At 31.3% G+C, this 21,432-nt stretch carries 26 protein-coding genes and 1 other annotated feature; of the genes, 9 read left to right on the top strand and 17 right to left on the bottom strand.

Annotated elements, in window-relative coordinates; translation table 11 throughout:
- Positions 1-22: 22 nt before the first annotated feature.
- Together GVY01_RS11660 and GVY01_RS11665 are read right to left on the bottom strand one after the other, a co-directional pair.
- Positions 23-343: a hypothetical protein gene (locus tag GVY01_RS11660; RefSeq protein WP_017637593.1), complete on the bottom strand. Its 321-nt coding sequence runs from the start codon at positions 341-343 to the stop codon at positions 23-25.
- 14 nt (positions 344-357) lie between these two features.
- The gene (locus GVY01_RS11665) at positions 358-837 is read right to left on the bottom strand and encodes an HTH domain-containing protein (protein WP_017637594.1); all 480 of its coding nucleotides are present in this window, start codon (positions 835-837) and stop codon (positions 358-360) included.
- Positions 838-1,529: 692 nt separating this feature from the next.
- Here GVY01_RS11665 and GVY01_RS11670 point away from each other — a divergent pair.
- A complete protein-coding gene (locus tag GVY01_RS11670) occupies positions 1,530-2,675 on the top strand; it encodes an MFS transporter (RefSeq protein WP_017637596.1) in 1,146 nt (381 codons plus the stop codon).
- 304 nt (positions 2,676-2,979) lie between these two features.
- Here GVY01_RS11670 and GVY01_RS11675 read toward each other — a convergent pair whose 3' ends face one another.
- The gene (locus tag GVY01_RS11675; RefSeq protein WP_017637598.1) at positions 2,980-3,162 is read right to left on the bottom strand and encodes a hypothetical protein; all 183 of its coding nucleotides are present in this window, start codon (positions 3,160-3,162) and stop codon (positions 2,980-2,982) included.
- A gap of 29 nt (positions 3,163-3,191) precedes the next feature.
- Positions 3,192-3,392, bottom strand: a complete 201-nt coding sequence (locus GVY01_RS11680) for a hypothetical protein (protein WP_046467337.1) — start codon at positions 3,390-3,392, stop codon at positions 3,192-3,194.
- A gap of 310 nt (positions 3,393-3,702) precedes the next feature.
- On the opposite strand from GVY01_RS11680, the gene GVY01_RS11685 reads away from it, so the two are divergent.
- Positions 3,703-3,972 carry a hypothetical protein gene (locus tag GVY01_RS11685; protein WP_252458103.1) on the top strand — a complete coding sequence of 90 codons (270 nt, stop codon included), beginning with the start codon at positions 3,703-3,705 and terminating at the stop codon, positions 3,970-3,972.
- 267 nt (positions 3,973-4,239) lie between these two features.
- On the opposite strand, the gene GVY01_RS11690 is transcribed toward GVY01_RS11685, so the two are convergent.
- The 3 genes from GVY01_RS11690 to GVY01_RS11700 form a co-directional block, all read right to left on the bottom strand.
- Positions 4,240-4,875, bottom strand: a complete 636-nt coding sequence (locus GVY01_RS11690; protein ID WP_159333775.1) for a class I SAM-dependent methyltransferase — start codon at positions 4,873-4,875, stop codon at positions 4,240-4,242.
- A gap of 192 nt (positions 4,876-5,067) precedes the next feature.
- Entirely contained in the window at positions 5,068-5,250 is a 183-nt protein-coding gene (locus GVY01_RS11695) for a hypothetical protein (protein ID WP_046467340.1), read from the bottom strand.
- A 41-nt stretch (positions 5,251-5,291) separates the two neighbouring features.
- Complete coding sequence (locus GVY01_RS11700; protein ID WP_159333776.1) at positions 5,292-5,465, bottom strand: hypothetical protein; 174 nt, start codon at positions 5,463-5,465, stop codon at positions 5,292-5,294.
- Between the two features lie 335 nt (positions 5,466-5,800).
- Here GVY01_RS11700 and GVY01_RS11705 point away from each other — a divergent pair, with 335 nt between their 5' ends.
- Both GVY01_RS11705 and GVY01_RS11710 read left to right on the top strand, forming a co-directional pair.
- Positions 5,801-6,403, top strand: a complete 603-nt coding sequence (locus tag GVY01_RS11705) for a stage II sporulation protein M (RefSeq protein WP_108017013.1) — start codon at positions 5,801-5,803, stop codon at positions 6,401-6,403.
- Positions 6,404-6,455: 52 nt separating this feature from the next.
- Positions 6,456-6,635, top strand: coding sequence for a hypothetical protein (locus GVY01_RS11710; RefSeq protein ID WP_017637511.1), 180 nt, complete (start codon positions 6,456-6,458; stop codon positions 6,633-6,635).
- A 72-nt stretch (positions 6,636-6,707) separates the two neighbouring features.
- Here the strand turns inward: GVY01_RS11710 and GVY01_RS11715 are convergent, their stop codons facing one another.
- The gene (locus tag GVY01_RS11715) at positions 6,708-7,247 is read right to left on the bottom strand and encodes an LPXTG cell wall anchor domain-containing protein (protein WP_159333777.1); all 540 of its coding nucleotides are present in this window, start codon (positions 7,245-7,247) and stop codon (positions 6,708-6,710) included.
- 447 nt (positions 7,248-7,694) lie between these two features.
- Here GVY01_RS11715 and GVY01_RS11720 point away from each other — a divergent pair, with 447 nt between their 5' ends.
- Positions 7,695-8,675 (top strand): tRNA dihydrouridine synthase, encoded by a 981-nt coding sequence (locus tag GVY01_RS11720; protein WP_017637509.1) that lies wholly within the window; start codon positions 7,695-7,697, stop codon positions 8,673-8,675.
- Positions 8,676-8,901: 226 nt separating this feature from the next.
- Here GVY01_RS11720 and GVY01_RS11725 read toward each other — a convergent pair whose 3' ends face one another.
- The 4 genes from GVY01_RS11725 to GVY01_RS11740 form a co-directional block, all read right to left on the bottom strand.
- The gene (locus GVY01_RS11725; RefSeq protein ID WP_017637508.1) at positions 8,902-9,630 is read right to left on the bottom strand and encodes a CHAP domain-containing protein; all 729 of its coding nucleotides are present in this window, start codon (positions 9,628-9,630) and stop codon (positions 8,902-8,904) included.
- Positions 9,631-10,032: 402 nt separating this feature from the next.
- Positions 10,033-10,317, bottom strand: a complete 285-nt coding sequence (locus GVY01_RS11730) for a hypothetical protein (protein WP_017637507.1) — start codon at positions 10,315-10,317, stop codon at positions 10,033-10,035.
- Positions 10,318-10,781: 464 nt separating this feature from the next.
- The gene (locus tag GVY01_RS11735) at positions 10,782-10,877 is read right to left on the bottom strand and encodes a type I toxin-antitoxin system Fst family toxin (RefSeq protein ID WP_108000192.1); all 96 of its coding nucleotides are present in this window, start codon (positions 10,875-10,877) and stop codon (positions 10,782-10,784) included.
- A 63-nt stretch (positions 10,878-10,940) separates the two neighbouring features.
- Positions 10,941-11,024, bottom strand: coding sequence for a type I toxin-antitoxin system Fst family toxin (locus GVY01_RS11740; protein WP_231290210.1), 84 nt, complete (start codon positions 11,022-11,024; stop codon positions 10,941-10,943).
- 94 nt (positions 11,025-11,118) lie between these two features.
- Between GVY01_RS11740 and GVY01_RS11745 the strand changes: the two genes are divergently transcribed.
- A complete protein-coding gene (locus GVY01_RS11745; RefSeq protein ID WP_017637506.1) occupies positions 11,119-11,325 on the top strand; it encodes a DUF6440 family protein in 207 nt (68 codons plus the stop codon).
- A 258-nt stretch (positions 11,326-11,583) separates the two neighbouring features.
- Here GVY01_RS11745 and GVY01_RS11750 read toward each other — a convergent pair whose 3' ends face one another.
- From GVY01_RS11750 to GVY01_RS11770, 5 genes are read right to left on the bottom strand one after another with little or no spacing between them, the layout of a single operon-like run.
- The gene (locus tag GVY01_RS11750) at positions 11,584-12,327 is read right to left on the bottom strand and encodes a cyclase family protein (RefSeq protein ID WP_017637505.1); all 744 of its coding nucleotides are present in this window, start codon (positions 12,325-12,327) and stop codon (positions 11,584-11,586) included.
- Positions 12,328-12,348: 21 nt separating this feature from the next.
- Positions 12,349-14,595, bottom strand: coding sequence for a 5-methyltetrahydropteroyltriglutamate--homocysteine S-methyltransferase (metE, locus tag GVY01_RS11755; protein ID WP_159333778.1), 2,247 nt, complete (start codon positions 14,593-14,595; stop codon positions 12,349-12,351).
- Positions 14,592-16,430, bottom strand: coding sequence for a bifunctional homocysteine S-methyltransferase/methylenetetrahydrofolate reductase (locus GVY01_RS11760; protein ID WP_029056599.1), 1,839 nt, complete (start codon positions 16,428-16,430; stop codon positions 14,592-14,594). The genes metE and GVY01_RS11760 overlap by 4 nt, the downstream gene beginning before the upstream one ends.
- Complete coding sequence (metC, locus tag GVY01_RS11765; RefSeq protein ID WP_017637503.1) at positions 16,384-17,559, bottom strand: cystathionine beta-lyase MetC; 1,176 nt, start codon at positions 17,557-17,559, stop codon at positions 16,384-16,386. Before metC ends, GVY01_RS11760 begins: the two co-directional genes overlap by 47 nt.
- Positions 17,556-18,659, bottom strand: a complete 1,104-nt coding sequence (locus tag GVY01_RS11770) for a PLP-dependent transferase (RefSeq protein ID WP_108017012.1) — start codon at positions 18,657-18,659, stop codon at positions 17,556-17,558. Before GVY01_RS11770 ends, metC begins: the two co-directional genes overlap by 4 nt.
- Positions 18,660-18,721: 62 nt before the next feature.
- Positions 18,722-19,100, bottom strand: a binding site (T-box leader).
- A 255-nt stretch (positions 19,101-19,355) separates the two neighbouring features.
- Between GVY01_RS11770 and GVY01_RS11775 the strand changes: the two genes are divergently transcribed.
- From GVY01_RS11775 to GVY01_RS11785, 3 genes are all read left to right on the top strand, one after another.
- Entirely contained in the window at positions 19,356-20,198 is an 843-nt protein-coding gene (locus GVY01_RS11775; protein WP_017637501.1) for a ParB/RepB/Spo0J family partition protein, read from the top strand.
- Between the two features lie 123 nt (positions 20,199-20,321).
- On the top strand, positions 20,322-21,200 hold the full coding sequence (locus GVY01_RS11780; protein ID WP_017637500.1) for a mechanosensitive ion channel family protein: 879 nt from the start codon (positions 20,322-20,324) through the stop codon (positions 21,198-21,200).
- Between the two features lie 20 nt (positions 21,201-21,220).
- A complete protein-coding gene (locus GVY01_RS11785) occupies positions 21,221-21,424 on the top strand; it encodes a DUF951 domain-containing protein (protein ID WP_017637499.1) in 204 nt (67 codons plus the stop codon).
- The last annotated feature ends 8 nt before the right edge of the window (positions 21,425-21,432 follow it).

The raw sequence follows: 21,432 nt of genomic DNA on the forward strand, positions 1-21,432 counted from the left end.
AACATCCTTTGAATTTAAAATATTATTTCACACGTGTGAATGTAGTTTCGTCATCTGCTGCTTCACCGGGTTCTTCGGTAACTGTAAGTGTGTCATCTTTGACTTTAACGTAAGCTGTTTCACCTACCAATTTGATCTTAGCTAAATCTTTATGGTCTTCATCGTCTTTAATCGTTCCTTCAACTGTAGATCCTTCAATGTTAACTTTTAATTTATCGTCTTTAACTGTCAGTTCTTGACCTTCACTGTTTTTCCATTTTCCTTCAGCTTGTTTTGCGGGGCCATTAGAACAAGCCGCCGCAAAAGTAATTAGTAAAGTTAATAGTATTAGAATTTTTTTCATGTGGTTAATCTCCTTTAAATTTTGTTTAATATATAATTATTTTGTAATTTCCATAATTCTTTGCTAAATGTCTCAATTAATGTTTGAGGTGAAACCATACGTAAAGAATGTCGATACATGAAACAGAGGTTAAGTGCATCAGATTCTGATATCGCAAGTACCACTGTGATTGTTTGACGCGTTCTTTGAATGGTATACGTTTCATATTGTTTGTTTAATTGTCTATAGAGTTGATAAGTCATTTCATAAGTTACATTGATATAAGTAGGGTCATCGTCTTGGGTGAATTGATGTGATAAATAATAATTACATGTTGATTTTTCATATATTATTGTTTGATTATGTGTATTTAAAAATGACTTAATATCTTTAATATCTCTTTGAATCGTGCGTTCATTTGTATTAAAAAATCCAGCCATATGTTTAACGTTCACGTGATGGTTAGATAACAATTTTTTATAAATAGATAAAATTCTTTTTGTTTTGTACCCCACAGTGTCGTGCCCTCCCTAGCCATATTATATTGAAAAAGTTGCTTGATAATTGTCGTTTCAATGATTTTGTAGATATGGATTTAAAACGCTTTATCATGATGTTTTGAGTGTTTTAAGTTGGTAGAAATAAAAATAGAACCACTGACAAAATGTGTCGTGGTTCTAGTCGTCTTAGTAATGATTGATTTGTGATTATGGTGGGGCACTGTGTTTTATTAATAGTTCAATATAAACTTGAATATATGTCATGTCTCTTCCTCCTTTTTTACGTATTCAAGTTGTAAACTAAGAAACAATTGAAAATTGTTTCTCTTGAACTTGAACTTTGGAATGAACAAAGTTTCATTTGGAAGAGGGGATAGGGATGTGTTGCAGTATAAGGAGAGAACGTGCAGTTAAAAATTATTTTTTCTTTGAAAAAATAATTTCGATTTTGGTTTTGTGGTGTTTGATGTTGAAAAAGTTGCGAGGGAAATGGCAGTGGAAGGTAGCAATGTATTTAAAAAGCCCCAAAGGTGGATTGAATATCCACCTTTGGGGTGATTGCTTTCGTATATCTCGTTAAATGTCTAAATAATATCGTTATCCTTTAAAAAATATAATCCATTAATTGATTAATTGTAATTAATTTTAAAATTCAAATTAAAAGGATTACAATTATATATAGATAATAAATTTTAGAGGTGTTGTTCGTGAATATTAAAATTACTAAAATACTAGAATTAGTGATTTCATGGATTACGTTATTTATCATTGGTACGGATTTATTTGTCATATCGCCTTTGTTGCCAAACATTCAACAAAATTTTGATATCTCTAAATATGAAGCTAGTTGGTCTGTGACAGTATTTTCAATTATGTATGCTATCATGGCTCCAATATTTGGGATATTAGCGGATAAATGGGGGAAAAAACGTAATATAGTCGTTGGTTCAATCTTCTTTGCTTTATCTAATTTTTTAACGTTTTTAACTCCAAACTTTGTATTACTGTTAATTAGTAGAATTATTGCTGGTACCTCTGCGTCTATGATTACATCTTCAGTGTTTGCGATAACAGGGGATCTCGCACCGTCTTCTAAAAAAGGATTATGGCTATCCATAGCAACTTCTGGATTTTTAACTTCAATTTGGATTGGTGCTCCACTAGGAAATCTTTTAAGTAACATTACAAATTGGAGAACTGTATTTTTATATCTTTCAATAGCTTCGATCATCAGTGCTATTTTGATCATATTTATATATCCAAATCATATTAATTCTGGAAGTGCTCGTCAGCTTGATGCTAAAACACTTTCTCCTATTATCAAAGATGTTGTTGTGACTACATTTTGGGCATTTGCGATTTACGGTTTATACACTTATTTAGGCAGTGCACTACGAGATATTAATCATTTAAATTCAAGTATTGTGGGTGTTGCCTTTGTATTTTATGGTGTTGGTGCACTTGTAGGTAGTCTACTAGGTGGCGTACTTTCCGATCGCTTAAAAAATAACACATTGATTTCTAGCACATTTATCGGACTAGCCATTGCTTTAGTGCTAGTAGGGATTACGTTTAAAAATATCTATCTAGTTTATCCTTTATTAACATTATTAGGTATAAGTGGTTATATTGTATTTTCGGCCTTTCAAGCCTTTATATCTAAGCGCCATCGTGAAACATCCGGCAGTGCCATGTCATGGAATCAAACAGCAATGTATTTAGGAATCACATTAAGTTCTGTCGTTGGAGGCATTTTAATAGAAAACAGTCATATTGTATTACTAACACTATCATGCGCGTTATCAGCGGTATTAGGAATGATTTGGTTTAAATCTCGAATAAAACATAGCTAATATGTATAGCGGACTGTTTTAGAAAAATAGATGATTTTTTTGAAAAGTGAATACGTCATATGTTCTTTATATTTATGGTTTTATTTTTAAAACGAAATTTGTATGGTTTATCAACGAAAAATCCCCTCAAAATTAGAATTGGAATCTAACTTTGAGGGGATACATTTATCTATAATAATTTAGTCTATTTTTTATTTTTCTTATTACGTTCGTTCATAGAAATGATTATCGGTAATAAACCACAACAAATCATGATCATGAATAAAGTTTCAGCGTTCATGTTAAAACACCTCATTTGTTTTAATTATTTATGTTCTTTTAATTTTTGATATGATGTATAAAATTTAACGCTATCTACAAAAGCCAAAATTAATGGATATAAACTAGCCAAATAGTTATGCTCATAAAAAATGAAATAGGCAGCAACGGTTAAACAAATTAAAAATAAAATAGTGGTTAAAATAAGCATTGATTTATGGTTTTCCATATATTATGTTTCACCTCTATAAATTCACTTTAGTTGTTGTTATGTTCATCATCTTCCTTATTAGGTTTAGTTAAAATATCTGTGGTAAATCCCCATACTGCGACAATAGCAACAAATAGCAATGAATATAGAGCATTAATGTAATCTGTTGTAATGACAAGTATTCCATATACGATTACAAATAAAGTTAACAGTAAAAAAGAAATAGTTCTTATTTTAGATTTAGTCATAGTATAGTCAACCTTTCACGTTACTTTTAAAATTCTATTTTTTTAAATAAGGTTTTTCTAACGGGATAGCTAATGATTACATATTTCTATTCATCTAGTTTTATTATTGAATATAATGTTTATCATAAAAATACCCTTTTCATTAAAAAGTTCCTTATAATTCATGTTAACTTAAAAATACAATATTCATCTACATATTTTATTTATTTTTATAAAAATAAAGGAATTAGATTAAGATATTTAAAGTGAAAAATATTAAATTAAAATGAATAATTCATATATACCGATTACACATATAAATTAATATGTTATGTTGAAGAAAAAGGGTGTGGAAAATATGCTAACTAAAAACATAAAGTATCCATATACTAAATTCATTTTTGATGTTGTTGGTGTGGTTTCAAGCATTGGTCTCTTATTATTATTGATATTTAATTCTTACGCTAATTTTGAAAGTAATGGTAGTTCAGAGGTAGGAATTGAATGGACAGGAAATACTTTGGTTTCTGGAGCTATACTAATTGGTTTAATCGTAGTATGTGCTTGTGTTTCTTTTATCCTTAAAAAAATTAAACAATAATAGGGATTATATGTATTTAACTCGTATAATCGAATAGACAGTATTAAGGGAGTGGGACAGAAATAACATTTTTCCAAAATTTATTTCGTTGTCCCACCCCGGCAAGGTTGACTATAATTGAAAAAAGCTTGATACAAGTGCATTTTCAAATCAGTCAACTACTGCCAATATAAAATTTTAGCCTGAGACATTGATTTATGTCCCAGGCTGTTTGTATTTTAAGTCAACATTTGACTCAAATCATCTTTTAATTTTTAAACTTTTGAATCATCGTTTGTTTTCTATGATGATTTCCCATGCAAAGGTGTTTTTTTGAGTGATAGTATATTGGAAATCATTTTTCTTAAGTAAAGTGTCTATCTCTTCTAGATAAGGATAGAATTCAGTTTTTAAGTCTTCAACTAAATTAATGTAGTTCTTTTTTGTATACTTCTCTATAATTTCTTTTTTAGATAATTCATCTTTGAATAACGTATCTAATATAATAATACGACCATCTGTATTTAAATGCCTTTTCATATTCTTAAACGCAGTATCTTTCTCTTTATAAGTAAGGTGATGGAAAGAAAATGAAGCAACAATAAAGTCGAATTTCTTAGTTGTAGGTATATCTAAAAAGTGTCCATATTCAATATCAATATTCTTATCTTTTTTAGCAACTTCGCGCATTTCTTTGGAAGGATCAATAGACAAAATGTTTTTTATATTATTATTTTTATACATTAACTCTGTTAAATTTCCGGTACCAGCACCAATATCTAGAACATCACCATAAACCTTTTTAGATATTTGTGAAATTAGATCGTTATAGTTATAAAATACATCATAATATTCCTCGTTATTACCATTAACTGTTTGATCATAATCGTTTGCCCAATTTTTAAAAATATCCATAAACCGCATAAAGAAGTCCCCTTTTTGAGTAATCATATAGAAATCGTCAACTTTAAAATACTACTTTTTGTTTTATATTTCATCATATAAGTCTTATTACCTTATGGAATATGTAGGTTTTATTGCAAAGTCAGAAAAAAGACAACTTACATTAAAAGTTGCCTTTTGTATTTTAAGTCAATATTTGACTATGATAGTTTTTCAATTTTTAGATTTTTTGTTTTGATAATAGCGAGTAATTATCAAGGCAGTAATAGCACATGCGATGCCACCAATTAATCTAGCAATCCATATATTGATTGGAGCACTTTCAAAAATCATCAATACCATATTACCAACAAAAATAGATATAAAAATTATTAAAATAGTTCTTAATGTAGACATATCATCGACCTCTTTCATCTTTATGTACTAGCTTCGAACTTTTATTTATTTTTATCCTTCAGTAAATCAGAAGTTGGAGTGAAAAATAAAGCTAATATAATACTTGTTGCTAGACAGTCACCCCATGAAAAATCTTTACCTAAAATCCAGTCAATAACGTAATGAACTATAAAAATTAATATAAAAAAGAATAAAAATCTCCGAAGATGCTTCATAATAAAGTCTCCTTCTATGGCATTCTTTTTATTAAAATTGGAGTTAAATATTTTAATAAATCAATATTAATGATTTCTTTGTAGAAAAACATTTATTATTAACCAAATCATGTAATATTAAAATATTTAATAGAATAAAAAGTAATAAAATATTAACAAAGTTCTATAGCAGAATCTAATGTAGATGGAATATAATTAATAAATTCAGATTGTAAATTAAAAAATAAATTAAAAATTAATGGTAACTAGAAATCATTTTATGTTAAAAATATAAGAGAGAATAATTTTTTAAAGATTTAACATATTTTAAAACTTTCATTAATGAGGTGTGAGTAGTGTTCGAAATTAAAGATGAAAATTATGTAAAACGTGCATTCAAAGTATTTATTTGTACAATGATTGTTTTGATGATCACATTTATATTAGCGCTTATATTTAGTCCCTCATTAGAGACATTCAAACATATTGGAGATAAAGTTAGTATAACTGCAACACATGGTTTAGGAAAAGTTTGGCAATATATTGTAAATAATGGTTTTAAAACTCCGTTACAAATGTTCATACTTTCTTTAATTCCAATTCCATTTTTATATTGCTTAAATTTAATATCTACTACAATCATAACTGGAATAATGTTTGGTTTTGCGATTAACTTTGATTTGCATAAAGGTACAATAATGGTAGTTTCATCGATTCCACATGCAATTATAGAATTACTAGCATTTTGTTTCGTAGTTAGTGCATTGTATAAATTTAATCAAGCAATTGTCAGAAAAGTAAGTAATATGTTTAGAAAAACTAAAAAAACTAATTATTCTATTAAATTAGCCTTTACTAACCTAATCAAAATCTATGTTTTAATTGCTTTACCTCTATATATTATCGCAGCCTTTTTAGAAACCTACTTTACAGATTTTATAAATAATATATTTGCTTAAATATATTTTGAGAGGCAAGTTTCTAAAATTAGAGTGGAGGTTTGAACGAGGTATGACAAAAAGAAACTTAAGACTATTATTTAATATTATCTTTTCTGTATTATTCGTTCTTTACTTTGGACTTGAATTTTTTACAAATATAAATGCGTTTTATTACTTTATACCAATTATCATTTTAATGATTATTTGTTTAATATTAAGAGATAAATTAGCGCCCAAAAATGGCAGATGAACTATGAAAAACATAAATAATAGAAAAAGAGTACAAAGCAATGCTTTGTACTCTAAATTAATCTATATGAACTTATTTATTATCTTTAGAAAAGCGTTTGAAAGTTAATAGTGAACCTGCTGCTAACATTACTGCTGCAATCATAGTAACTAAAGTTGTGTTAGATGTTTCACCAGTTTCTGGTAATGTTTGAGCTTCAGATTGTGATTGAGTATTGTCTTGAGTTATTGTGTTATCAGTAGCTGGTGTTTGTTGTTCATTATTTTGATTAGTATCTTCAGAACCAACTGAACCTTTTTGAACTAAATTACCATCATAATCATAAATATCACCAGTATCTTTCTTAACAAATAATGTTGTAGGAGATTGGTTGGGTTCTTCACCAAAAATAATTGGATAACTATTATCAACTGGATAATCTACATCATCTTGATAAAACTCAGTAAAGTTAGTACCTTCTTTAGGATGAAAGTTACTATTATTAGTTACTAAATTTCTCACACTATCTTCAGCTTGTGATTTAGATACGTTTTCAGCAGCGTGCGCATTAACCCCTGTAAATAATAATGCTCCTGCTAAAGTTGTTGCCCCTAAAATTTTAGTTGTTTTCATAAAAATATCTCCCATCTATAATTTTTTGAATATTGCAACTAAATAATAACATAGGCTACTAAATAAAAAAATAATATTTTTAAAATAATTCTTAGTATTTAGACAATACAAAATAATTGTCATTAAATGTCTATATTATTGGTTGAAGTATATAGTTTTATTTACAAAATCAAGGGGTTAACTTATTTGAAGGATATTTAAACTACGATCAAAAAAATAGGCATTCAGAAATAAGAATATTAGCCTTTAAATGTTAAATTGTATAACTAATAATAGAATAGAGTAGACATTTGTTTTATGATCATATGAATTTTAGACTACTTTTAGACATACTTGGATCAAGTGGGTGACTAGGCTAAATTCCTTTTGTATAAGTTCAGGATTTGTGGTAATATCATCATGCATAAAAATACGAGATACTAATAGATAAGAAGGTTTAAATATATCATGAAGGAAAATTTTTGGAGTGAACTACCACGTCCGTTTTTCATTTTAGCTCCTATGGAAGATGTGACGGATATCGTCTTTCGTCATGTCGTGAGTGAAGCGGCTAGACCGGATGTGTTTTTCACTGAATTTACAAATACAGAGAGTTTTTGTCATCCAGAAGGTGTACACAGTGTTCGTGGACGTTTAACATTTAGTGAAGATGAACAGCCGATGGTTGCGCATATTTGGGGCGATAAACCAGAGCAATTCCGTGAGACGAGTGTCCGTTTAGCAGAGATGGGCTTTAAAGGCATTGATTTAAATATGGGTTGCCCTGTAGCAAACGTTGCTAAAAAAGGTAAAGGATCTGGCTTAATTTTAAGACCTGAAGTTGCGGCTGAAATTATTCAAGCGACTAAAGAAGGCGGATTACCTGTAAGTGTTAAAACGAGATTAGGTTATTATGAAATTGATGAATGGAGAGATTGGTTGAGACACGTCTTCGAACAAGACATCGCAAATCTTTCTATCCATCTTCGTACACGTAAAGAAATGAGTAAAGTCGACGCACACTGGGAACTCATCGAAGCCATTAAACAATTACGTGATGAAATTGCACCGAATACATTATTAACAATTAATGGTGATATTCCAGACAGACAAACAGGTCTTGAACTTGCTGAAAAATATGGCGTTGATGGTGTCATGATTGGTAGAGGTATTTTCCATAATCCATTTGCCTTTGAAAAGGAACCACGTGAACATACGAGTAAAGAATTATTAGGATTGTTAAGACTACATCTATCATTATTCCAAAAATATGATAAAGACGAAGCCAAACAATTCAAAAGCTTACGCAGATTCTTCAAAATATACGTGAGAGGAATCAAAGGTGCTAGTCAATTGAGACATCAATTGATGGAGACAAAATCGATAGCCGAAGCACGTGAACTGCTTGATGAGTTTGAAGCCAATATAGTTGAGGACGTAGAAATTTAAGACGTGAGACTAAAATACCCCCTATAAAGTTGGACTAAAATCTAACTTTATGGGGTGCAATTGTATGGGTAAATATTATAAATTTTAACACATCAAACACCCCTGTTAACCATATGGCTAGCAGGGGTGCTTTTTGGATATTTATCGCATTTTTAATCGCTTTTTATTTATAAGATAAACAGTTAAACATTTTCAAGTTTTAAAAACATATGCCGAATTTAAACTTTTATAAGTGGATATAATTATAAGATTTAGCTTGGCTAGCTGAAATCGTACGTGTATCTGTTACATAAGGTCCGCCTGAATAGTTCATTTCTGAAACAGTTACAGATCCATCACTACCGACACTTTCTACATAAGCCACGTGACCATATGTACCTTCAGATGTTTGTAAGATAGAACCTTTTTCAGGACTATTGTCTACAGTGTAACCAGATGATTGTGCTGCACTTGCCCAGTTGTTCGCATTGCCCCATGTACTAGGGATTTTTCCACCAGTTCTATCATAAACGTACCAAGTACATTGTCCAGCAGTGTATAAGTTACCAGATGTAGATGATGTTGTTTGTTTTGAAGTTGATGTAGTTGTAGATGAACTACTTGATGATGAGCTAGAGCTGCTTGAACTTGATGACGAACTATTACTTACTGATGTTGAATTTGATTTGTTGTTATTATGATTGAATGATTGTTGTTTAAACTGAGGTTGTTTATAACCGCTAGATTGATGATTATATTGCGGATGCCATTGACCATTCATTTGATTATAATTTTGATGATTTTGTTGATTAAATTGTCCATTAAACCCTCTAGGTCCTTGTTGATTAAATTGACCTTGTTGTTGAGGTGCTTGATGGTGATTATATTCTGCAGCGTCTGCATGATTAGCATTTATTCCTATTGCTGCTACACCGATGCCTGCTGTTAGAGTTGAAATTGTAACGATTTTTTTCATAATAAATAAGTCCTCCCAAAAATTTGTGATTCTACCATTAATTGAAGTAGCGATAGGTAGAATACACTGTCAGTTTTATTTATATTTTTTCGTCGCTCTCAACGACAAGGTTTACTCTAACAGAAGAATTTGAAGTTATGGGCGATGTTACGTTTTCGTAATTGAAATTCAACTCAGTTGCACATCTCCGTAACAAAAGACTTTCCAATATTACTTGCTGTAACAAAACGTGAAGTGTAGATGTTTACTATATTAATTTAATATTTTGGCTTTATTGAATGCGCATTAACATTACAGAAAGTTGTAATAATTGAGAGAGAGGGATTTATGGTTAAAGTGATTAATATGAGTTCTATTATTTCTCAAAATAAAACAAGCACTCGTAGTTGAGTGCTTGTTAATTTATGTGAATAGAATGAATATGACGAATAGAGTAAGAATAATAGATATGATGACTTCTTTCCAGTTTTTCTCTAAAGCATATGCCACAATTGATATTAATAATCCGGCAACAATAAAGATGCTCTCTACTGATTTAAAAGGAGAACCTCCATACATAGTATCCAATATGATACGAAGGATAAATATTAATATACCTATAATAATCAATGTCCCACTAGCTATATTCAAGTAAAAGGATAATTTGTTTTTATTTGTGTTTTTCTCATCTTTATTAATAGTACTCATATTATCAACTCCAATTAGCATTCTTAAATAAAATTACCAATTCGTTTAAATTTATAATAACAAAATTTTATGATGTTTTGGAAAAGAATCTAAAAAGGTTAATGATTTTTGTCTAGTCAATTTAACTTGATTAAAAGGGGATTCCAGCTTGGCTTTTAATTAAATACTTTCTTTTGAATATTTAGTCGATATATGAATGCTATTAGTCTATCATTTGCTTATGAATCCAAGGAAAATATTGAATATGCACTTAAGAAAATACGTGAATATGTAGATGGAATCTAAGGGAAATAGAAGAATTGTCTATTATAAATACAGGATAAAAAATAAAGGTTTGATATCTTATTCGATACATAAAGTATATTTATTTTTTAAGTGTATTATGTTACTGTATAAGCAACAGTAGTGTTAATATTTCTTAGCTAATGATGTAGCTAAATAATTATTAGCACGACTAAAGTCACCTATTTATCGTTACGCTTACGTAGCCAATACGCAAACATAGCAACGATGCAGCCACTTATTGCAGTGGTCTTGATATGATTAAACACTTTATTTATATCATGCACCAAACCCCCTAACTACGCCTATAGTTAGGGGATTTTTAGTGTGGCTAAAGTCACCTATTTATCGTTGCGTTTACGTTGCCAATGCGTAAACAAAGCAACGATGCAGCCACTTATCATAGTGGCTTGTTCATAGCATATGCTACTTTTCTTAATGGCAACCAAATTATACGTTTCAAATAATAGTTTAGTGAAATAGATAATTAGAAATTGATAATAAAGGAGGCTTTTATTGATGTTTAATAACAAAAAGAATGATAATCGCTTTAATGTAGAAAATGTCTCTAAGAACTCAAATGTACGTTGTTATGTATTAACTGATAAAGATACGGGCATTCAATATCTTGCGACATGGGTTAGTACAGGCGGTGGCATTACACCTTTATTAGATGAAAACGGTAATGTATCTAAAGTAGACACAACTTCATTGAAAGATGATTAATATACATAGGAGGTTTTACGTTGGTACCTATGATCATAGGTGGAATAGTAACAATCCTTATTTTAATAAGTATTAGCAAAGTTTTTAATGGTAATGAAAAGTAAAAGACTACATAAAATGATGTAATTAAAAATGCAACGGGTAGAGCGCACTTTAAATAGTACGTTACCCGTTGCATGATTTATATTAGGGGGTGTTTTATCGTTATTTTGGATATGTGTCAATGCTTAAGTATAGAATAGGGGGGCTCTATACTTACTAGGGCTTTATCGCAAATGCGCGAACTGGGAAACCAGGTGCGTCTTTAGGTTTAGGGCTGATTGCATAAATGACGGCACCACGTGTAGGCAATTGATCTAGGTTAGTTAATAATTCGACTTGGAATGTATCTTTCCCTAAAACATATCGTTCTCCTACAATATCGCCATTTTTGGCAATATCAACTGAAGCATCAGTATCAAGTGTTTCATGGCCAACTGATTTAATATGACGTTCTTCAATTAAGAACTTGAGTGCGTCTAAGCCCCAACCAGGTAAATGCTGATTACCATCTTCATCTTTGTTTTCAAATGCTTCAATATCTGGCCAACGTTTAGACCAATCTGTGCGCAGTGCAACAAATGTGCCATCTTCAATTTGACCATTTTCAGCTTCCCACTGTTCTAAATGTTCACGAGTTACAATAAAATCTGGGTTTTCTGCAACTTCTTTTGAAAAATCTAAGACAATCAATGGTAATACTAATTCTTTTAAATCTAATTCCTCAAGATATCTTTGATTTTCAACAAAATGAATAGGCGCGTCTATGTGTGTACCATATTGGGTTACAATATTCCATCTTTGCACATAGAAACCATGTTCTTTAACTGTAAATAATGTAGATACTTCACCTTTTTCAAAATCACTGAACCTTGGAATATCAGGGTCGAAAGTATGTGTTAAATCGACCCATGTTGATTCTTTCAATTGATTTAATTGATCCCATAAAGGATAGTTTGTCATAAGCATCACCCTTAATTTATTTTATGCTGTTGTAGCATTATTTTCTTCACGTTTCTTTCTTACAGCGTTAACTAGTACAGTTAGTGCTTCTTTAACCTCATCTTCTTTACGTGTTTTTAATCCGCAGTCTGGGTTCACCCAGAATAATGAGCGATCAATTTGCTGTAAAGAACGATTAATAGCAGTTGTAATTTCATTTTCTGTAGGAATACGAGGACTATGGATATCATATACCCCTAAACCAATACCTAAGTCATAATTAATATCTTCAAAGTCTTTAATCAAATCACCATGACTACGAGATGTTTCAATAGAAATCACATCTGCATCTAGATCATGGATGGCATGAATGATTTGACCAAATTGAGAATAACACATATGCGTATGAATTTGTGTTTCATCTTTGACTGATGATGTTGCTAATTTAAATGAATGTACGGCATCTTTAAGATATTGTTCATGGTATTCAGAACGAAGCGGTAAACCTTCGCGTAGAGCTGGTTCGACTACTTGGATTACTTTAATACCATTTTCTTCTAATGCTAATACTTCAGCATCAATAGCTAGGGCGATTTGATCTTGTACTGTTTTGCGTGGGATATCTACACGTTCAAATGACCAGTTTAAAATTGTAACTGGACCAGTAAGCATACCTTTGACCGGCTTATCAGTTAAACTTTGAGCATAAACAGTTTCTTTAACTGTTAGTGGCTCAGTCCATTTTACGTCGCCATAAATAACTGGTGGTTTTACAGCACGTGAACCATATGATTGAACCCAACCAAATTTAGTAACTAAAAATCCTTGTAATTTTTCTCCAAAGAATTCAACCATGTCATTTCGTTCGAATTCACCATGTACAAGTACATCAAGACCGATATCTTCTTGAATTTTAATCCAACGTGCAATTTCATTTTCTAAAAACTCATTATAAGCTTCATCTGAAATACGATTATTTTTCCAATCAGCACGGAATTTACGAACTTCTCGTGTTTGTGGGAATGAACCGATAGTAGTTGTTGGTAAATCTGGTAAGTTTAATCTTTCGTATTGTGCTTGCTTACGTTGTGAGAATGGTGATTGGCGTTGTGTTGGAACACTATCAAAATCATACTCTAAGTTTTTAAATGACTGACTTTGGAATCGTTCATATCGAGATTTAAATTCATCAAATTTAGTAGTGTCATTGTCGTTAAATACACGACGTAAAGCGTCTAATTCATCTAATTTTTCAGTCGCAAAGCTTAAACCTTCAGCAATAGATTCATCTAGTGTTTCGTCATCTAATGAAACAGGGACGTGTAATAATGAAGATGATGGTTGAATAACAATATTTTGTGCATATTGTTGTAATGTTTCGATAAGTGATTTTTTAGATTCGATATCAGCAGCCCAAACGTTTCGGCCATCGATAATACCTGCGTATAAAGTTTTATTCTTATCAAATTCACCATCTTTAATTTGTTCTAAGTTGAATCCATGATCATGAACGAAATCTAATCCTAAACCACCAACTGGTAATGAACTTAAGAATTTAAGATTTACACGCTCAAAATATGTTTGAATAACTAATTTTTCTCCTAAACTTGCCTCTGCAAAATAATCATAAGCTTCTTTAGTAATACTTTCATAACTTTCACTTTCATCTGTAACCAAGACTGGCTCATCAACTTGGATATATTCAGCGCCGGCGTCAACAAGTGATTGTAGTACTTCTTTATATAATGGAAGTAACGTTTTTACTTTTTCTTCAAAAGATTGGTGACCACCTTTTGATAATTTCACAAAAGTAATCGGTCCTACAATAACAGGGTGTGCATTAACATTAATTGATTGTGCATATTTAAATCGTTCTAATAATACATTATGATTTACTTTTGGTTCTGCGTTATCCCATTCAGGTACAATATAGTGATAATTTGTGTTAAACCATTTAATTAAGGCACTTGCGACATGTTCTTTATTACCACGTGCAATATCAAATAACAAGTCATCGTTGACTTCTCTGCCTTGGAAACGTTCAGGAATGATGTTGAATAATAATGATGTATCTAAGATATGGTCGTATAAAGAGAAATCACCTACAGGAATACTGTTTAAATTATAATTTTTTTGTAGTAAAAGGTTCTCTTTGTGTAAGTCAGTTAGTGTTTGATCTAAAGTTGGTTTATCAATTTTTTGAGCCCAATAGCTCTCGATAGCTTTCTTCCATTCTCTTTTTCTACCTAATCTTGGGAATCCTAAGTTTGATGTTTTAATTGTTGTCATAATATTGCCTCCTTATGAGTGGTAATAGATTTTGAATATGCTGCTAGTTCTAATGAATAATCGACCTTTTGAAAAGGTGTGATAATGTACAATCCATTAAAGTATTCATGTACCGTGTCGATAAGTTCCTTAGAAAGTCTAAGGCTAAGTTCTTTTGTTTTTTCTTTATCATCTTTAACTGCTTTGAATTGATTAAGTACATCTTCTGACATTTTTATGCCAGGTACTTCGTTGTGTAAAAATAGAGCATTGTTATAACTTGCGATTGGCATAATACCTATAAAGAAAGGTGTGTTTAAGTGTTTCGTAGCTTCATAGACCTGTTTAATCTTTTCTTTACTATATACAGGTTGTGTTATGAAGTAGCTCATACCACTTGCTACTTTCTTTTCAAGGCGTTTAACTGCTCCATCAAGTTTTCTTACATTCGGATCAAATGCTCCGGCGATGTTAAAGTTCGTATGTTTCTTCAGCGCATCACCATCTGTGTTAATACCTTGGTTAAAGCGAAGTGCGATTTCTGTTAAACCTTTTGAGTTAACATCATAGACATTAGTAGCTCCTGGTAAATGACCGACTTTGGAAGGATCACCTGTAATGGCTAAAATTTCATTTACGCCAATTAATGAGAGGCCTAATAGATGAGATTGTAAGCCTATTAGATTTCGGTCACGACAAGTAATATGAACTAGCGGTTCAATGTTGAATCGTTGTTTGATAATACTTGCTGCAGCAATGTTACTAACACGAACAGTAGCTAATGAATTATCTGCTAGAGTGACAGCATCAATATCGGCATCATCTAGTTTGCCAATATTATTAAAGAATTGTTCAGTGTCTAAATGTTTAGGTGTATCAAGTTCGACTATAACTGTAGGTCCTTGTTTGACCTTTGAAGTCAGAGACTGTTTGAAACTAATATCTTTCTCGCGATTAACTTTCTTATGAATTGGTATAACGTTTTTATGATTGACCGGTTTTAAATTAGACACGGATGTTTTAATGTAATTAATATGTTCAGGAGTGGTACCGCAACAACCACCTATTAATCTCACACCTTCGTGAATTAATTCTTGAGCTATATCACCAAAATATTGAGCGTTATCACTATATTTAAATTCACTATTCTTAATATCTAATAAGCTTGCGTTCGGATAGCAGGAAAGAAAAGCATTATTAGGTAATTCAATATGTGAAAATGAACGTTGCATATGATGTGGACCGTGATGACAATTGAGTCCTACAATATCTGCACCACATTCTACAAGATGTTTTAACGCATCGTTGATAGGTGTTCCATCTACCAAATAATTTGTATTTGAAGCGGTCAATTGCGCTACGATTGGAATGTCATATTTTCTTTTAGTAGAAACGATAATGCCTGTTAATTCTTCTAAATCATAATAAGTTTCGAATAATAGGGCATCTACACCTTCATCTACTAAAGTATCTATTTGATTTTCCGTGTGATATTGAATTGTTGAAAGACTTAATTCATCTTGTTTAACACCTCTAAAGCCACCAACTGTTCCTAATATGAAAGTGTCATTGTTTGCGGCTTTTTTAGCAATTTGGACAGCGGCTTTGTGAATTTCTTTAACTTTATGTTCTAAACCAAAGACTTTTAACTTTTCAAAATTGGCTCCATACGTATTGGTTTGAATAACATCAGCGCCAGCTTCTATATAGGATCGATGGATACGTTCAACCTTTTCAGGATGTGTTAAGTTATAAGCTTCAGGGCAAGTGTCCAAGCCTTCGGAATAAAGAATAGTTCCCATTGCACCGTCAGCTACTAAAACGTTGTTCTGTAATTTCTTCAGGAATTGACTCATTAAATGCCTCCTTTAAAGCGTAGTTGATGTCAGCAATGAGCTCATCCGGATTTTCTAATCCTACGCTTAAGCGGAATAATCCAAATGTAATGCCTCTTTCGTTTCTAATATTTTCTGGTATTGCTGCATGTGACATTGTGGCAGGATGAGATAATATCGTCTCAACACCACCTAAACTAACTGACACGAGTGGGATAGTAAGGGCGTCTACAAATGCTTGTGCTTTTGTTTCATCTTTTAACCTAAAGCCAATAACTGCTCCACCGGTCTTAGCTTGTTTAAGATGTATTTTGTTATTTCCTGGGTAATATACTTCAGATATTTCATCTCTTTGATTTAAAAATGTTACAAGCTTTTCTGCATTTGTTACAGATTGTTTGAATCTGACAGGAAATGTTTTAAGATGTTTGGCTAATGTCCAACTATCATATGAGGATAAGGCATTTCCAGTGCCATTTTGTATTAAATATAATGCGTCAGCTACATCTTCACGATTAGTGATAACTGCACCAGCAAGTAGGTCGCTATGCCCACCTAAAAATTTGGTTGCACTGTGAATGACAATATCTGCACCAAGTTCTAGAGGGGATTGACCTAGTGGTGTCATAAATGTATTGTCAACTGCCAGTAATAACTGATGTGTTTTAGCTATTTTTGCAACGGCTCTTATATCTGTCACTTTAAAACAGGGGTTAGATGGTGTTTCTACATAAATTAACTTTGTATTAGGTTGAACAGCTTTTTTAATATTTTCTGAATGCGTAGCGTCTACTGTTGTAAATTCGATATTAAATCGTTTTAAAATATCTTCTGTTAAGCGAAAAGTACCACCATATACATCATTAGGTAATATGACATGGTCACCAGTTTTTAAAGTAAGTAAAACTGCAGATATTGCTGCTATGCCAGAAGCAAAAGCATATCCATATTTTCCATTTTCTAAGTGTGCCAATTTTTCCTCTAAAATTGTTCTGTTTGGGTTACCACTTCTTGCATAGTCATATAGTTGATTGCCACCAAGTTGATCTTGGTGAAATGTTGATGAATCATAGTAAGGTGGATTTGCTGAAATATAATCTTTTCCGCGTCGTTCATCAAAAATCACTTCAGTATCTATTGATAAATTCATGAAATCACTCCTAATTTTGAATGCGCTAAAGCTTGAATAATATCTGCTTCAATATCGTTATAATCTTCTATTCCGACTGATAATCTAATTAACTGTTCATCGATACCACGTTTATCTTTCTCTACGTCAGGCATGTCAACGTGAGTTTGGGTATAGGGGAATGTAATAAATGTTTCAGTACCGCCTAAGCTTTCAGCAAAGATGCAAATATCTAAATTTTCCAAAAATTTAGGGACGCTAAACGCCTTATTGAGGCGTAAACTTAACATTCCAGTGCGACCACTATATAGTACTTCGTCAATTGCTTCTAATTTCTGGCATTTAGTAGCTAATTTTTTAGCATTTTCTTGAGAACGGTCAATACGAAGATGTAATGTTTTAAGCCCTCTTTGTAATAAATAACTGTCTAAAGGGGAAAGGGTAGCACCTATCATATTATGAAATTGTCCCAGTTCTTCAGCTAAACTTTCATCTTTAACTGTTACTACACCAGCTAAAACATCATTGTGTCCGCCTATATATTTGGTTGCTGAATGTAAAACAATATCAGCGCCTTCTTCTAATGGTGTTGAGAGATATGGCGTTAAAAACGTATTATCAATGATTGTTAGTAAATGACGTTGTTTACTTAATACGTAATATGGTGTGACATCAATATCGATCATTTGCGGGTTTGAAATAGGTTCAATGAAAAGTGCTTTCGTTTGTGGTGTGATTGCCTTTTCAACTTCTTCATAATTTAGAAAATCAACGTATTTAAACTTCACGCCATATTGTTGTTCATAGAAATCAAATAATCTAAAAGTACCGCCGTATAAATCAAAAGCGACTAAGACTTCATCTCCTGGTTTGAATAAATTACAAACTAATTGAATCGCAGCCATTCCACTAGATGTTGCAAATGATGCAATGCCTTTCTCTAATTTAGCGAATGATTCTTCAAATGCTGAGCGAGTAGGATTTTTAGTTCTTGTATAGTCATAACCTGTTGACTGACCTAGTTGAGGATGTTGGTAAGCAGTTGATAAGTATATTGGATTTGCGATAGCTCCTGTATGATCTTTAGTTAAAGCTATTTGTGCTAGTTCTGTATCCTTCATTACTAGACCCTCCTTAATTAAAATAAAAAAGCTTCCGTCCTTTAAACCCGATAGATTCGGATGTAAAGGACGAAAGCTTTAGTTTCGTGGTACCACCTTTGTTTGCTACTTTATTGCTAAAGTAACCTCTATCAGTACACCATTTTGTTAAAATAAGAGGCACTGATAAATAATAAGAATCACAAAATTATCATTAAAAAAACTCATTAATTCAAACTGAAGAAATGAGTATTAACGATAAAATGTGCGTCTAGAAATTCCAGTACGCCATTTAACAAAATGTTAATACTGTATCGCTATAACGGGCGAACCCGTTGATACCTCGTATTGGCATCAACACTCCAAGGCCATTTTCAAACTTTCTTTCAATATCTTCTCTCAGCGTGTGAAGATTCTCTGTATAAGCAGTGTAAGTTTTACTTTCCTTTTTATAGTGTGTAAAATGTTTCGTTTTGTAATTGTTAATACATAGCTTACATATAGTAGAATCATTTGTCAACAATTTTTCTGAAAATTTAGATTAAAAAATAAATTCAGATATTAACGTTTCGCTGATGACATAGTTAAAAACATGAAAAGAATTTCTTGTAAGTTATCATTACTACTTGTGAAAAAAGATGTAAATTTTTAAAATGAATAGAGATACGATATACATCAATATCAAAGCATTAAATTCATATAGAAAGATGTGAAAAAATGGCTCATCAAGAAGATCAAAGATTAAAATTAAACAAAGATGAACATATACATTCCGTTTCATTAGCATTAATCAAAACTAATCCTTATCAACCGAGAAAAACATTTGATGAGTATAAATTAAATGATTTGGCACAATCGATAAAACAACATGGTGTATTACAACCTATTGTTTTAAGAAAAACTGTTCAAGGTTACTATATTGTTGTAGGTGAGAGACGTTTTAGAGCATCCAAACAATTAGGTTTAACTGAAATTCCTGCAATTGTTAAAGATTTATCCGATGAAGATATGATGGAATTAGCCATCATTGAGAATTTACAACGAGAAGATTTAAACGCGATTGAAGAAGCTGAAAGTTATAAGAAACTTATGGAAGATTTAAATATAACACAACAAGAAGTAGCTCAACGACTTGCTAAATCACGTCCATATATTGCCAACATGTTGCGATTATTAAAACTTCCTACTGATGTTGCTAAGATGGTGAGAAATGGTGAATTATCTGGAGCCCATGGACGTACACTATTAGGTTTAAAATCTCCTCAAAAAATGAAATCAGTAGCTAAAAAAGCAGCTAAAGAATCATGGAGTGTAAGATACTTAGAAAGTTATATCAATGATTATTTAAACCAAAACTCCACAAAGACAAATACAGACGAAACTAAATTAAATAAACCTAAATTTATTCAAAAACAAGAAAGAGAACTCAAAGAACAATATGGTGCTAAAGTTGATATATCAACTAAAAAGAGTGTTGGAAAAATCACATTTGAATTCAAATCAGAAGAAGAATTTAAGTTGTTAATTAAACAACTTAATCAAAATTTTGATGAATCGTAATGATTAAAATAATTAAACTGCAATATATTAGAGCTTATAAAACCGTAGACCGATTAAAAAATCGTGATTTTAAGATATAATGATTTAATTATGAAATGATTGAGATGAGGAGGTAATTACACAATGAATCAAGTCAAACATATCCTTTCTTCTTTATTAGAACCTCTTACAAAAGTAGAAACATATGAAAACTTAGCTATTAAAATAATTACGATTTTGATTTATATTATAGCTGCTATTATTGTAATAAGTATTTTGAACAAAGTTATAGAACAAGGATTTAAAATTCAAAACAAAAGTAAAAAAGGAAATAAAAAACGTTCCAATACATTAATATCACTCGTGCAAAATGTAGTGAAATATATAGTTTGGTTTATTGTTATTACTACAATTTTAAGTAAATTTGGTATCAGTGTTGAAGGCATTATAGCCAGTGCTGGTGTAGTAGGGCTAGCAGTTGGTTTTGGTGCGCAAACAATAGTTAAAGATATCATAACTGGATTTTTCATTATATTTGAAAATCAATTTGATGTTGGTGACTATGTTAAAATCAATAGCGGTGGTACTACAGTCGCTGAGGGAACTGTAAAATCTATCGGGCTTAGATCAACACGTATTAATACAATTTCTGGTGAATTAACAATCTTGCCAAATGGTAGTATGGGTGAAATTATTAATTTTTCTATTACTAATGGTACATCAATTGTAGCTATACCAGTTTCAGTAGAAGAAAATTTAGATCACGTTGAGAAAGAGTTAAATAAATTATTCCAATCACTTAGAAGTAAATATTACTTATTTGTGAGTGACCCAGTAGTAGAAGGTATTGATTCTATAGATAATAATAAAGTTACTATTAGAATTTCTGCTGAAACAATACCAGGCGAAGGTGCATCTGGAGGAAGAATTATTAGAAAAGAAGTACAACGATTATTTGTTAGAGAAAATATTAAGATGCCTAAACCTATTTTTGCCCCATACGATGAGCAAAAACGTGGCTAGTTATCATTGGAGGTAATTTCATGACGTCAAATTACGGAATAAATGATATAGTAGAAATGAAAAAACAACATGCATGTGGAACAAATCGTTTTAAAATCATAAGAATGGGCGCTGATATTAGAATTAAATGTGAAAATTGTCATCGTAGTATTATGATTCCACGTCAGACGTTTAATAAAAAATTAAAGAAAATTTTAGTATCCAATCAAGATACAGAAAGTTAGGAGAATGA

Origin of the sequence: Staphylococcus sp. 8AQ, assembly GCF_902506595.1 — a bacterium.
Taxonomy (GTDB): Bacteria; Bacillota; Bacilli; order Staphylococcales; family Staphylococcaceae; genus Staphylococcus; species Staphylococcus pasteuri.